The organism is Gilliamella sp. B3023, assembly GCF_026536845.1.
In the GTDB taxonomy this organism is placed as follows: domain Bacteria; phylum Pseudomonadota; class Gammaproteobacteria; order Enterobacterales; family Orbaceae; genus Gilliamella; species Gilliamella apicola_E.
In genome coordinates this window covers 119,213-133,908 of record NZ_JAFNNH010000003.1, presented here as the reverse complement: position 1 = coordinate 133,908, position 14,696 = coordinate 119,213, and the positions used below count along the sequence as shown (strand labels likewise).

Below are 14,696 nucleotides of genomic sequence, written 5' to 3'. Positions count from 1 at the left end.
GAAAGACAAGAAAAAAGGCACCGAAGTGCCTTTCATCAAATCAAAAGATAAAATAATTAGAATTGATAAATTAATCCTAATGCAACAGTATCCTTAGCTGTTGCTTTAATTTGAGATTTACTAAATGTACCGTCTTCATATAAAGCACGACGTGCGCCAATATCATTCTTATCTAATAAATTGATTTTATAATCAACAATGGCTGATAAATTTTTATTAAAATCATAAGTTAAGCCAACATCAACATATTTAACTAAATCATTACCTTTAAGACCTGCATCACCACTTCTTGAGAAGTTTGAAGCATCTTGTACTTTATGTTGAATATAAGCAACAGAAGGCGTTAAACGACCAACTTCAAAGTCAATACCATATTGTGCAACTAATTCAAAACCTTTGGTTTTCAAATCATCAGTATTACTTGTGGTTGATGCTTTTTCCCAACCATATTTTTGTTTACCTTGAATATAAAGTGCGGCTAAATAAAGATTGTCGTTATTATATTTAGCACCTGCTGACCATGCTTTAGCATCTTTATGTCCACCAGTTTGCGCATAACCTGCACCAATAGATAAACCACTATCAAGCACATCCCAATCAATTACAGAACCCCATGCTTCTGCACTATCATGGTCAGTACGATCGTGTTTATTTAGATATTGAGTTGAACTATTATCTCCGTTATCTGCATACTGTACTGCAAAACGCAAACCGTCAACTAATCCAAAAAAGTTTGAATTACGGTAAGTCGCTACTGCTTTTGTTCTAGCCGTTAATGCATAAATATCATTATTTGAAGCATCACCACCAAATTCAGGTAGAACGTCAGTATAAGAAGTTAAAGTTTTTAATACGCCATCGTTACGACCGTAGTCAAATGAACCAAAATCACCAAAATTTAAACCAGCATATGCATAACGAGTTTCGTTATCAGCATCTGCTCCAGTTTTTGCTTCATATTCCCAACGACCATAGCCGCTCAAACTATCTGAAATTTGTGTTTCACCTGACATACCTAAACGAGCTGTCGTTTTGTCACCTTCGCCAGTTTGATTATTTCGATCAGTAAGATAATTTAAAGCATAGACTCGGCCATAAAAGTCAACTTTATTGCCATCTTTATTCCACACTTCAATAGAAGCGCTAGCTGTTCCGGCAATTAATAGTGCAGGAATAGCAATTGCTAATAGATTACGTTTCATTTAATTACCCTCTTAGGTATTTTATTATTGAAAAAAGATACAAAAATATTTGTTCTTGGTTTAATAAATAGTTGCTTTCAAATAGCAACTAAATTATTACTAGGATATCTACTATTGAATACTAGATTTTTATTGAAACACTGTAGATTAACAATGTTTATCACATGTAATTCTGCGAATTAGGACTATTTTATGACTTAAAATTAATTTTTTTTAAGCATAAAATGTTTTTTTGTATGGTTTGATATTTAATAGACGAAAAAAAAGGCACCTAAGTGCCTTTTTGAGATATTTAAGGATATTAAGAAATTAGAATTGGTAAATTAAACCAACACCTAACACGTCTTTAGTACCTGGTTTAGTCGCATGTTTACCACGTGGAGACTTGGTATTACTTGCTGCACCAATATCTTTATGGTCAAGTAAGTTAAATTTATATTCAACAATCGCACTAAAGTTTTTATTTAGATCATAAGTTGCACCTACAGATACATACTTAACTTCTGGTGAATTAAACCCTCTATATTTCCAAATATAACCATATTTATGGAAATTACTAAAATCAGAAGATTTAACTTTGTGTTGAACGTAAGCAATTGATGGAGTTAAACGACCAACCTCAAGATCAATACCGTATTGAGCAACTAATTCAAAACCTCTAATTTTGATATCAGTATCTCTTAAATATGCTGAATTAACGCTTGAGTCACCAAAGATAGCATGAGCATTTTTATGTTTACTTTGGAAGTAGTTAGCACCTAAATATAGATTATAGTTGTCATATTTGATACCTGTTGCCCAAGTACTATGGCGATTTTCACTTCCTGAATCTTGTGCATAACCACCACCAAGAGTTAAACCAGTATCAAAAATACGCCATTGTGCATTTGCACCCCAAGCTTCTTTCGATTGCTTATTATATCTATCTAGATGATTTTTTGAAAGACTATATGGTTTAGTAGCATCACCATTATCAGCATATTGTAATGCAAAGCTCAAGTCATCAGTTAAACCAAAGAAGTTGTTATTACGGTAAGTAGCAACTGCTTTAGTACGTTCAGTTAATACATGCCATGCGTTGTTTGCTGCATCACCACCAAATTGTGGTAATACGTCAGTATATGCAGTGATTGCTTTTAACACACCGTCATTACGACCATAATCGAATGAACCAAAATCACCGAAGTTTAAACCAGCGAATGCATAACGCACTTCATTGTCAGAATTTTTTCCTGCTTTAGCTTCATATTCCCAACGACCGTAACCAGTGATGCCGTCAGTGATTTGTGTTTGACCAGACATACCTAAACGAGCAGAAGTATCATCACCTTCACCTGCTTGTCCACGGTCAGTGATGTTGTTAGCAGCTTTTACTCGTCCGTAAAAGTCTACTTTGTTACCATCTTTATTCCATACTTCGATAGAAGCATTTGCACCTGCTGCTACTAAAAGAGCAGGGATAGCGATTGCTAATAGATTACGTTTCATTTCTTACCCTCATGGTTATTTTTCTTAATAGACACGTCTTTTGGGTTGTGTCAATTTTGTTACAATGATTATTCATCCAAAAATAATGTTTTTAACTAATGTTTATAACTATTATTTTTATCTCAATTTTCACAGTACTGTAAATTATGTATAAAAATTTATTAAAATCAAGTGAACTTTTCCTAAAACTTAGTGTCTAAGCTTAAAATTGCATCCGTTTGATTAATTTTTATACAATTTTTGTATTTTATTTATATTAATTTTTATATCAACTGACAAAAAGTCAGTTGATAATTTGAGCAAATTTTAGAAATTTGCATTACGAGGTGTTCTTGGGAATGGGATCACATCACGAACATTTTGTACACCAGTGACATAAACTATCAAGCGTTCAAAACCAAGTCCAAAACCTGAATGTGGTACAGTTCCATAACGACGCAAATCACGATACCACCAGTAGTCTTCTTTTTTAAGACCTAACTCATCCATACGTTTATCTAACATATCTAAGCGTTCTTCACGTTGCGAACCACCAATGATCTCGCCGATTCCTGGCGCTAATACATCCATTGCTGCAACAGTTTTACCATCATCATTCATACGCATATAGAATGCTTTTATATCCTTAGGATAATTTTTAACAACAACAGGCGCTTTAAAATGTTGTTCAGCCAAATACCGTTCATGTTCTGAGGCTAAATCAATTCCCCAACTGACAGGATTTTCAAATTTTGCACCACAATTTTGTAAAATAGAAATGGCATCGGTGTAATCAACTTGAGCAAAATCAGCATTAATAAAGTTTTCTAAACGATTGATTGCTTCTTTATCAATATGCTGAGCAAAAAACTGCATATCATCAGCACGTTTCTCTAGTACCGTCTTGAAAACATATTTCAACATATCTTCGGCTAGTTTGGCATTATCGTTAAGATCAGCAAAAGCAACTTCCGGCTCCATCATCCAAAATTCGGCTAAATGACGAGTAGTATTTGAATTTTCAGCCCTAAATGTTGGACCAAAAGTATAAACTTTAGAAAGTGCACAAGCATAAGTTTCTGCATTGAGTTGACCCGAAACAGTCAAAAAGGCTTCTTTACCAAAAAAATCTTTATCAAAGTCAATTTTACCATTATCTGTTTTAGGTAGATTTAACATATCAAGAGTTGAAACTCGAAACATTTCTCCCGCACCTTCTGTATCTGATGCGGTAATAATTGGTGTTGATAACCAGAAGAATCCACGTTCATCAAAAAATTGGTGAATAGCTTGGGCTAATGTATGTCGCACACGAGTGATTGCTCCAACAATATTGGTTCTAGCTCGTAAATGGGCAACCTCACGAAGATATTCAATTGAGTGACGTTTAGCGGCCATAGGATAAGTTTCAGGATCGTCAACAAAACCATAAACTTCAACATTCGTTGCTTGCAACTCATATTTTTGACCTTGACCAGGAGATTCAACTACTTTTCCTGTTACTTTTACTGAACAGCCAGCAGTTAAACGTAAAATATCCTGTTCATAATTTGGTAGATCTTTTTCTATAACAGCTTGAATAGGATCAAAGCATGAGCCATCATAAACAGCCAGAAATGAAATACCGGCTTTCGAATCACGGCGCGTTCGTACCCAGCCTTGAACAGAAATAGTGCTACCAACAGCAATTTTGCCTTGTAACACGTCAACAATAGGAGCAACTGAATTCATTTTAATTATCCATCTCTATTTTATTATCTATATAGTTAATGTTATTAAAAGCAATATAAATTTAAAATGACTAACCATAAAAAATTTTCTTTATGATTAATAATACCGGTTAATGATATATTACTTATTTAATTTTTAGCATTAATAATCTACTTTTATTATTAATGATTGACTTTGAACGTTCTTTTCAATTCGTCAATAAAGGCCAAATCTTTCGAAATCGTTTTTCCAGGACTATCTGATAATTTAGCTACAGGTTGATTATTACATTCAGTGAGTTTTAACACAATATTCAAGGATTTGGTATTAAACTCTGTAGACGGAATGTCACAAGCTAAAAAACCGCCTATACCAAAAGATAATTTTACTCGGTTATTGAAGTATTGATAGATTTTAAGCGCTTTATCAAAGTTTAGGCTATCAGAAAAAACCAGTAATTTTGTTTTAGGATCAATTCCTAATTGCTGATAATGACGAATCGCTTTTTCGCCCCACTCTATCGGATCGCCTGAATCATGGCGTAATCCTTGATAATGAGAGGCTAAATAATAATCAAAATCCCGTAAAAATGCATCCATCGTAATACAATCAGTTAATGCAACACCCAAATCATGTGGATACTCATCTAACCAAACTTGTAGTGCCGTCTTCTGGCAGTCTTGTAAATTGGTACTTAAACGCTGATGAGCTTGAAACCATTCATGTGCTTGAGTACCAACTGGTGTCAATCCTAAACGATATGCCAATAAATAATTACTAGTACTATTAAAATTGGTAAAATGGTTTTGCAAATAACTAACAACGGCTTCTTGTACAGCAAAAGAGTAACGTCTTCGTGTGCCAAAATCCATCAAATTAAAACCAGATATATCGATATCATTAGTATCAAATATTGCTAATTTATCTTTAAGTCTTACCAGTGCTTGATCAACACCAATATTAGGAGAACGATCTTTATGAACAATCTCACTAATTACTGCAAGCAATGGCACTTCCCACAAAATCACATCAACCCATTTACCTTCAATTTGAATAACTAGCTGACCATCTTCATTTTTAATCGTTAACAATTGACTATTAAAATGCCAATTTTTTAGCCAATTTAAATAATCTGGTTTAAAAAAAGAAATATGCGACAAATAAGCGAACTCATCTTCAGTAAGAGCTAGAGACTCCATTAATTTAACTTGATGAGCAATTTGATCAGCATACTGACCAAGTAAATCATCACTACGACACCGGAACTGTGCATTCACAGTCACATCAGGATAATGATGAAAAACAGCTTGCTGCATATGCAATTTATAAGCATCAGTATCTAATATTGATGTAATTATTGCGGGTAACATGTCTATCTATTATCAGTTCTTTCAAGAAAATTCTGGAGATTATAGCAGAATAATAATTAAGATATAGATTAATTATCTAATAAGATTATTTTTAATACGCTATAATAGCCAATAAAGATATTTTGATAAATTAATCCATATCTATTCCAAAATGATTAATATTGATAATTCACTTACTTTTATCTGATTAATAAATGAAAGTGAAAGTAATTAAGACCTATTTTGATGAATTCAAATACATGATCAGCGCATCACTTTAGAAGGCAAAGAAAAATGAGTACAACTGATATCCAACCAATTGCTAAATTTCGTCATGACTATAAAACACCCGACTTCACGATTACTGATATTGACCTCGATTTTGATTTAGCTGCAGAAACAACTACAGTTATCGCTCGTAGTCATGTTATTAATAAAAATCATCAAGCTAACGATTTAATTTTAGACGGTGAAGAACTTAAATTAGTTTCAATAAATATTGATGAGCAGCCTTGGAGTGATTATCAAATCACAAAAACCGGATTAATCATTAAAAATGTTCCATCTGAATTTACTTTAACCATTGTCAACGAAATCAAACCAATTGATAATACCGCACTTGAAGGACTATATGTTTCAGGTGATGCGCTTTGTACACAATGTGAAGCGGAAGGTTTCCGTCATATCACTTACTACCTTGATAGACCAGATGTATTAGCTCGTTTTTCAACTCGAATTACTGCCAATAAAAAACAATATCCTTTTCTATTATCTAATGGAAACCGCATTTCACAAGGCGAACTAGCCGACGGTAGACATTGGGTTCAATGGCAAGATCCATTTCCTAAACCAGCCTATTTATTCGCATTAGTAGCTGGTGACTTTGATATATTAAAAGATCACTTTATTACCCGCTCTAATCGAAAAATTGATTTAGAAATTTATGTAGATAAAGGTAATTTAGAGCGTTCACAATGGGCAATGACCAGTTTAAAAAATGCCATGCGCTGGGATGAAAATCGTTTCGATTTAGAATATGACTTAGATATTTTCATGATTGTGGCTGTTGATTTCTTCAATATGGGCGCAATGGAAAATAAAGGACTAAATATTTTCAATTCTAAATATGTCTTGGCTAAACCTGAAACCGCGACAGATGACGATTATATCGGAATTGAATCCGTAATTGGTCATGAATATTTTCATAACTGGACTGGTAATCGCGTTACTTGTCGAGACTGGTTCCAACTTAGTTTAAAAGAAGGATTAACTGTTTTTAGAGATCAAGAATTTACTTCTGACCAAGGACTTAGATCGGTAAAACGTATTAATGATGTCAAACTACTACGAACCGTTCAATTTGCTGAAGATGCCAGCCCTATGTCTCATCCTATTCGCCCGGAACAAGTAATTGAAATGAATAATTTCTATACTGTTACCGTATATGAAAAAGGTGCAGAAGTTATACGTATGATGCACACATTATTAGGTGAAGAAAACTTTCAAGCAGGGATGAAACTCTATTTCAAACGACATGATGGAAGTGCTGCTACCTGTGATGATTTTGTTGCTGCTATGCAAGATGCATCAGGCATTGACTTAACACAATTCAAATTATGGTACAGCCAATCGGGCACCCCAATTTTAACAGTAACTGACAGTTACGATCCTCAAAATCATCAATATACCCTAACTGTTGAGCAACATACGCCAGCAACGCAAGATCAAAGCCAAAAACAAGCACTACATATTCCATTAGATATTGAACTTTATCAACATGATGGCGAAGTGATTAGATTGCAATATCAAAACAAATCTATACATCATGTATTAAATGTAACACAAGCAAAACAACAATTTGTATTTGATAATATTAGTGAAAAACCAATTATATCTTTATTGCGTGATTTCTCAGCACCGGTAAAACTCAATTACGATTACCAAGATGGTGATCTTATATTCTTAATGCAACATGCTAGTAATGCTTTTAGTCGTTACGATGCTGCGCAAATGCTATTAGCAAAATATGTGCGTTTAAATGTCAGTAATTATCAACATAATCTACCTATGACTTTCTCTGAACTTGTTTTGGATGCTTTTAGAGGAATACTATTATCAGACTCTGTTGAGCCTGCACTTATTGCACAAATATTAACATTACCTTCAGAGAATGAATTAGCAAATCTGTTTGATGTTGTTGATCCGATTGCTATTTATCAAGTACGCCAATTCTTATTAGGTGTGTTTGCTAATGAACTTTATGATGAGTTAACAGCGGTCTATCATCATAATCAAACAGCTCAATATCATATTGAACATTCAGATATCGGCAAACGTATGCTGAAAAACTGCTGTTTGTCATTATTGGCATATGCTAATGATAAACCACAAGTAGATGCCTTAGCCAAAAAACAATATGAACAAGCGAATAATATGACAGATTCATTAGCTGCACTTACCGCAGCGGTGAAAGCACAGCTTGATTGCCGTCATACTTTACTTGTCGATTTTGATAATAAATGGCATCAAGATGGTTTGGTTATGGATAAATGGTTAGCCTTGAATGCAACAAGCCCTGAGCAAAATGTATTATCAACAGTAAAAAAACTACTCAATCACCGCTCATTTTCACTGAATAATCCAAATCGGATTAGAAGCCTAATTGGTGCTTTTGTAAATAATAATCCTGTCGCTTTCCATGCAGAAGACGGTAGTGGTTATCATTTCTTAGTAGAAATATTAACAGAGTTAAACCAAAAAAATCCACAAGTGGCATCACGACTCATTGATCCACTTATCCGTCTAAAACATTATAATAAAGACCGTCAGAAAAAAATGACAGCAGCTTTAGAAAGCTTATTGAAGTTGAATAATTTATCTAAAGATCTTTACGAAAAAATTAGCAAGGCTCTTTCAGCATAGATGAGTATTAATACCCCATCATTAAATCTGGTGATAGGGTATTATATCTTTCAAGGCAAATTAAATAAGACCTAAAATTTTGCGTGCATCATCGGGCGTTGCTACTTCTTTATTAGCCTCTTTTACAAGACGAACTGCCCTTTCCACCAATTCTCTATTAGATTTAGCTAATCTATCTTTTGCATAGTAGATATTATCCTCTAACCCAACCCGAATATGCCCACCCATAGCAATAGCCGTAAGCATAATTGGTATGTGACCTTGTCCTATCCCTAATGCAGACCAAGTTGAACCTACAGGCAATTGACTCTTTAAATACACTAAATTTTCAACAGTTGCTGTCGATCCTCCCGGTGCCCCAAGAACAAATTGGTAATGAGTTGGTGCTTGCAATACACCTTTCTTTAGATAGTACTCTGAATTATAAATCATGCCTGCATCAAAAATTTCTATCTCTGGTTTGACATGATTTTCTAACATCACTTGACCGAGTTTTTCAAGAAATTGGGGATGGTTAACAAATAATGTTGAGTGTCCCCAATTCATTGTTCCACAATCATATGAAGCCATTTCTGGTTTCAACTCAATAAGATGTGCCATTCGAGTTTCATCGGTAGCGTTGAGATCGCCAGAAGTAGTCAGATTTAATACAATATCGCATTTTGCACGAATCAATTCTACAGTTTTTTTGAACCGGGCTTTATCCATAGTACCTTGTTCGTTGCCATCACGCATATGCAAATGAGCAATTGACGCACCCGCCAGCCAACAATCATAGACATCATTAGCGATCTCCTCTGGTGTCATAGGTATCGCAGGATTATGCTTTTTAGTCGGGAATGCACCCGTAGTTGCAACAGTAATAATCGTTTTATTTTTCATGATAAACTCCTTTTTATCCTTTATCTTTATTATGTGTACTTGGTAAAAATAACATCATGACTGCAGCAAGAAAAAAGAATATTGAGCAAATACCAATGCCAATAGCTAAACCAAATTTTGCTGACACCATACCCAAAACTACAGGAGAAAAAGCAGATAATCCTCGACCAACATTAAAACAAAATCCAGCACCTAGCGTTCTAACTCTTGTTGGATATAGCTCGCCAAAATATGAGCCAAATAAACCAGCAAATGAGATAAAAAATGCGTATACAGGACCAAGCCATAATAGGGCAGAAGTATTTTCTGTCATGACATAGATGGGTAATGTAATCGTTGTTCCTAAAAAGGATAATATAATGGCATTTTTGCGACCGATCATATCGGCTAAATACCCAAATAAATTATAACCAACAAACATACCGATATTTAAAATGAGGAAAAATAATGACATGGTTTCCATATCTAATCCCCTTTCTTTCATTAAAAATGTTGGAATCCAAGTTGTCGATCCCCAATAAGCAACAAGTGCAAAAGTTGCTGATAAAGTTGCAAAAAAAGTGATTTTAACCAGTTCTGGTGAAAATATTTCTTTTACAGAAACATTAACAGGCTCACCTTGTTGTTGACGTGCAACTTTCTGTTGTTTCCATGTTTCAGATTCAGGAACAAAAAAATAGATGTATAAGGCTGCGAGAATTGAACCAGCTCCAGCAATAAATAGTCCTCTCCAACCATAAACAGGAATTACTATAGTGGCTAAAAAGGCAGATATACCAGCTCCAGCTGGGAATGAACTCAGTACAAAAGCGGCTGCCCGCCCTCTTTGTCTAACGGGCCAGGTTTCAGCGATATAAGCAGCAATAATACCCCATACTCCACCTAATCCTAGGCCAGCAAGAAAACGTAAGATTAGCACTACATACCAATTAGGACTCAGTGAAATAGCTGCAGTCAAAATACCAAACAGTACCAAGCTCCATAACAAAGCCTTGCGTCGGCCATAGTTATCAGAATACCAACCAACTACAACGCTACTAATCCCAACCCCGACAAGTGTTGCTGTACCTAATAAACCTCCTTGCGCCATACTCATATCAAGATCTTTCATGATGAACGGAAGAGAAACAGCTAATAAAGTAATATCCATCGCATCAAACATGTAGCTAAAAAAACCGCCCGTGAGCACATGCCATTTATTAATAATTTGATTTTTCATTTTATCACCTGCTAATTAAGGAAAAATTGCAACTGTACGAGTCCAACCTGCGCTCGCTTTATGAACTTTGATCGGAAAACAGGCAACTTTAAAACCCGTGGGCGGTAACTTATCCAAGTTAGTCAGTTTTTCCAGGTGATAATACTCTTTCTCAATCCCAGCAAAATGTCCTTCCCAAATAATTGATGAGTCTCTGGTTTCTTTAAACTCCTTTGCAACTAAAGAAAGTGGTCTATCCCAACTCCATGCGTCAGTTCCAACAACTTTGATACCTTGATTTAAAAGGTACAGAGTTGCCTCTTTACCCATTCCACAACCTTTAATTAAATACTCTTTACTTCCCCAATATTTTTGGGCACCAGAACAAACTAAGACTATATCTAACGGCTTTAATTGATAATTAATGCGATTTAATTCATCCTTAATATCGTCTGCGGTGACTAGATATCCATCAGGTTTATTTGAAAAATCGAGTACCACACCATCAGAAAAACACCATTCCAGTGGCATATTGTCAATTGTTGTGGCGACTTCCCCATTATTCATTGTTGGATGGTAATGCCAAGGTGCATCAAGATGAGTGCCACTATGTGTTGTTAATTTGACATATTCAATTGACCATCCTAGACCATTTGGTAAGTCATCATTAGTCGCTTCAGGAAAGAAAGTTTTAATATGTTCAGATCCTTTTGTGTGATCCCAATAATCAATTTCTGTTGGCATTGATGGTGGATCGCATGGTGTGTTGTGTTCAACACAAACACTCAAATCAACTATTTTCATTCATTTCTCCTTTTATTAGTTGAATTTCATCAATCTGACAATATTATTAATTGAACGATCAATCAATTATCAACTTATAAATATGAGATCTTAATCACAATTTATTGAACGAACGTTCAATAAATTGTTTATCTGAATAATTTGAGTTATTTCCGATTTTTTAAGAGGTTAAAGGATGGAGAAAAGCTGTGAGGTTCAGTTGATAGTACACCTTTTAATCCAATGGAAATATAATTAAATAGGTACTGACAACTTTCATCAGGTTTGTTAATAGAGCACATTCCACCTGATAAAAAATTAATTCTATCTACTTCGGCAAAAATATTACACATAGAACCGACTAAAAAATCAAATCCCCATTGAATTTGCTTTTCACTTGCATTAGGACTGTTATTACGCATAGCATCTAAAAAATAATTAGCACTAGGATCAAATTCCTGTTGCAGTATAGATAAAGAAAGTTCTGAGCCAGAAGAGAGTAACCTTGCAACGATAATGGCATATTCACGCCAACCAGCCCCACCATACAAAGTATTAAAAAGATAAGGTGCCAAAAAAGCTTCAACTATTGATTCTAAGTTAATGGGTTTACCTGCATTTTTTTTATGGAAGTGGTTTAATAAGAAAAGGCGATCTTGACTTAATTTACCAATTCTCCGACGTATAATTGCACGATATAGCTCTTCTTTTGAGCCAAAATGATAATGAACAAGCGCCAATTTTACACCTGCTAACGAGGTGATATCTCTAATCGAAACCTCATTGTAGCTATATTCCGCAAACAACTGCTCTGCAGCATTTAATAGCTTATCAGCTGTGGTTATTTCTGATTGATTTTTCATGACTAACTCTTATTTAGATATTATTTTTTCATTCTACTAAAATTTATCTAAAATATATAGGTGTGTCAGTAGGTGCCATTTTTAAGATGGCATTAGACATAACGAAAATGTCATGGCAAATGATGACATTCTCGCTATAAATATAGAAATGATACTAAATGTTTACTGTTAAATCCGCTTCTGTAGAAGCCAAAATCTCATCTAAAGAGTATATGGGATTTATTTCAGTTAAAACAAGTCCTTGCTCGGTCACTTCTATAACGCCCATCTCAGTAATGATCATATCAACAGCATTAACAGCAGTTAATGGTAGAGAACACTCTCTTAGGATTTTAACCGCACCTTTCGAGGTATGTTCCATCGCGACAATAACTTTTTTAGCACCAGTAACAAGATCCATTGCTCCGCCCATACCAGGCACCATTTTACCTGGGATCATATAGTTAGCTATATTGCCTTTTTGATCAACTTGTAATGCCCCAAGAACAGATACATCAACATGACCACCACGTATAATACCAAACGAGGTAGCACTATCAAAAAAACACCCTCCAGGTAAAATAGTGACAGGTTGTCCGCCTGCATTGACTATCGAGTCATCAATTTGATTTTCATCAGGCGTTGGGCCAAGCCCAATAAAACCATTTTCTGATTGCAAAATAATATGTACATTATCTGGTAAAAAATTGGCAACTCTAGTTGGTAATCCAATACCTAAATTTACTACATTGCCATCTTTAAGCTCAAGTGCAACTCTCTTAGCGATATAGTTCTGGATTTGCTCTTTATCCATCATTAGCAATTTCTCCCATCAATAATATAATCAACAAACACACTTGGTGTCATAATATGATGCGGATCTAATTCACCAACTTCGACTAGCTCTTCAACTTCAACTACAGTAATATCCGCGGCAGATGCCATAATATTATTAAAATTATTCATTGAACCTTTATAAATTAAGTTACCTGATTTATCTGCTTTTGATGCAAAAAGTAATGCAACATCTGCTTTCAATGGTAACTCAAGTAAATAATCTTTGTTATCAACTTTAATTTTTGTTTTTCCTTCTTCTACCAACGTGCCAAGCCCAGTCGGTGTCAAAAAACCACCTAAGCCATAACCAGCACAGCGAATCCGCTCAACCAAGGTACCTTGCGGAACAAGTTCAACAATTGTCTCACCTGCACTCATTTGACGTCCTGTTTCTTTGTTTAAACCAACATGAGAAGCGATGATTTTCTTAAATTGTTTCTTCATGACCATTTTTCCAACACCTTTTGTTGGTAGCCCTGTATCATTACAAATCAGCGTTAAATTTCTAACATCTTTAGCACATAAATAATCAACAAGTTTTTCTGGTGTACCATTAGCCATAAATCCACCAACCATGATAACGGAACCATCTTGAATATCTTTTAATGCATCTTCAATACTATTCATTACTTTGTTCATATTAATACCCTAGGATTTACCGACAACCATTGCTAAACCTTGACCACCACCCACACAAAGCGTTGCCAATCCATTTTTTGCATCTCGTCGCTGCATTTCATGAATAAGTGAAACTAAAATTCTCGCACCTGAAGCCCCGATTGGATGACCTAGTGCAATCGCACCCCCATTAACATTGATTTTACTGGTATCAAGATCTAATCCTTTAATTACACTAATTGCTTGAGCAGCAAAAGCTTCATTTGCTTCAATAAGATCAATATCTTCTACAGATAAGCCAATTTTATTTAACGCTTTTTGTGTCGCAGGTACTGGCCCATATCCCATTAATTGTGGGTCAACACCAGCGCTGGCCCAAGATCGAATGGTAACCAAGGGTTTTAATCCCAACTCAACTGCCTTTTCTTTACTCATTAAAACTAAAGCTGCTGCCCCGTCATTAATTCCTGATGCATTACCCGCCGTTACAACTCCATCTTTTTTAAATGCAGGTCGCAATTTATTTAAAGACTCAAATGTTGAACCATGTCTTGGATACTCATCTTGATTAACAACCTCAATTCCCTTTTTATTCTTTATCTCTACAGGAATGATCTCTTCATCAAATTTACCTGATTTTTGAGCCTGTTCCGCTTTTAATTGGCTTTGTAATGCAAATTCATCCAGCTCATTTCTAGTTAAGTGGTATTTTTCAGCTAGATTTTCTGCAGTAATTCCCATATGAACATGAGAAAAAGCATCGGTTAAACCATCGTAAACAAGAGAGTCAATCAATTTTGAATCTCCCATTCTCATGCCAAATCGCATACCAAAAGAGACATAACCAGCATTACTCATACTTTCCGTACCGCCTGCAATGACGATT

12 protein-coding genes are annotated in these 14,696 nt (G+C 35.0%); 1 reads left to right on the top strand and 11 read right to left on the bottom strand.

Annotation, left to right across the window (positions count from 1 at the left end):
- Nucleotides 1–56: 56 nt before the first annotated feature.
- The 4 genes from J3U16_RS02980 to pncB all read right to left on the bottom strand — a co-directional run bounded on the left by J3U16_RS02980 (nucleotide 57) and on the right by pncB (nucleotide 5,749).
- Nucleotides 57–1,202, bottom strand: coding sequence for a porin (locus tag J3U16_RS02980; protein WP_267330465.1), 1,146 nt, complete (start codon nucleotides 1,200–1,202; stop codon nucleotides 57–59).
- 309 nt (nucleotides 1,203–1,511) lie between these two features.
- Nucleotides 1,512–2,690: a porin gene (locus J3U16_RS02975; RefSeq protein ID WP_267330464.1), complete on the bottom strand. Its 1,179-nt coding sequence runs from the start codon at nucleotides 2,688–2,690 to the stop codon at nucleotides 1,512–1,514.
- A 306-nt stretch (nucleotides 2,691–2,996) separates the two neighbouring features.
- Nucleotides 2,997–4,400 carry an asparagine--tRNA ligase gene (gene asnS, locus J3U16_RS02970; RefSeq protein ID WP_267330463.1) on the bottom strand — a complete coding sequence of 468 codons (1,404 nt, stop codon included), beginning with the start codon at nucleotides 4,398–4,400 and terminating at the stop codon, nucleotides 2,997–2,999.
- 161 nt (nucleotides 4,401–4,561) lie between these two features.
- A complete protein-coding gene (gene pncB / locus J3U16_RS02965) occupies nucleotides 4,562–5,749 on the bottom strand; it encodes a nicotinate phosphoribosyltransferase (protein ID WP_065734669.1) in 1,188 nt (395 codons plus the stop codon).
- A gap of 273 nt (nucleotides 5,750–6,022) precedes the next feature.
- On the opposite strand from pncB, the gene pepN reads away from it, so the two are divergent.
- Entirely contained in the window at nucleotides 6,023–8,650 is a 2,628-nt protein-coding gene (pepN, locus tag J3U16_RS02960) for an aminopeptidase N (protein ID WP_267330462.1), read from the top strand.
- A 60-nt stretch (nucleotides 8,651–8,710) separates the two neighbouring features.
- Here the strand turns inward: pepN and J3U16_RS02955 are convergent, their stop codons facing one another.
- From J3U16_RS02955 to J3U16_RS02925, 7 genes are all read right to left on the bottom strand, one after another.
- Nucleotides 8,711–9,532: a 3-keto-5-aminohexanoate cleavage protein gene (locus J3U16_RS02955; RefSeq protein WP_267330461.1), complete on the bottom strand. Its 822-nt coding sequence runs from the start codon at nucleotides 9,530–9,532 to the stop codon at nucleotides 8,711–8,713.
- Between the two features lie 13 nt (nucleotides 9,533–9,545).
- Nucleotides 9,546–10,751, bottom strand: coding sequence for an MFS transporter (locus tag J3U16_RS02950; protein ID WP_065734672.1), 1,206 nt, complete (start codon nucleotides 10,749–10,751; stop codon nucleotides 9,546–9,548).
- A gap of 15 nt (nucleotides 10,752–10,766) precedes the next feature.
- Nucleotides 10,767–11,534 carry a cyclase family protein gene (locus J3U16_RS02945; RefSeq protein ID WP_065734673.1) on the bottom strand — a complete coding sequence of 256 codons (768 nt, stop codon included), beginning with the start codon at nucleotides 11,532–11,534 and terminating at the stop codon, nucleotides 10,767–10,769.
- Nucleotides 11,535–11,680: 146 nt separating this feature from the next.
- Nucleotides 11,681–12,376 (bottom strand): TetR/AcrR family transcriptional regulator, encoded by a 696-nt coding sequence (locus tag J3U16_RS02940; RefSeq protein WP_267330460.1) that lies wholly within the window; start codon nucleotides 12,374–12,376, stop codon nucleotides 11,681–11,683.
- A gap of 154 nt (nucleotides 12,377–12,530) precedes the next feature.
- A complete protein-coding gene (locus tag J3U16_RS02935; protein ID WP_267330516.1) occupies nucleotides 12,531–13,169 on the bottom strand; it encodes a 3-oxoacid CoA-transferase subunit B in 639 nt (212 codons plus the stop codon).
- Between the two features lie 2 nt (nucleotides 13,170–13,171).
- A complete protein-coding gene (locus tag J3U16_RS02930) occupies nucleotides 13,172–13,831 on the bottom strand; it encodes a CoA transferase subunit A (protein WP_065734675.1) in 660 nt (219 codons plus the stop codon).
- A 9-nt stretch (nucleotides 13,832–13,840) separates the two neighbouring features.
- On the bottom strand, nucleotides 13,841–14,696 hold an 856-nt coding region (locus J3U16_RS02925), incomplete at its 5' end, for an acetyl-CoA C-acyltransferase (protein ID WP_267342488.1).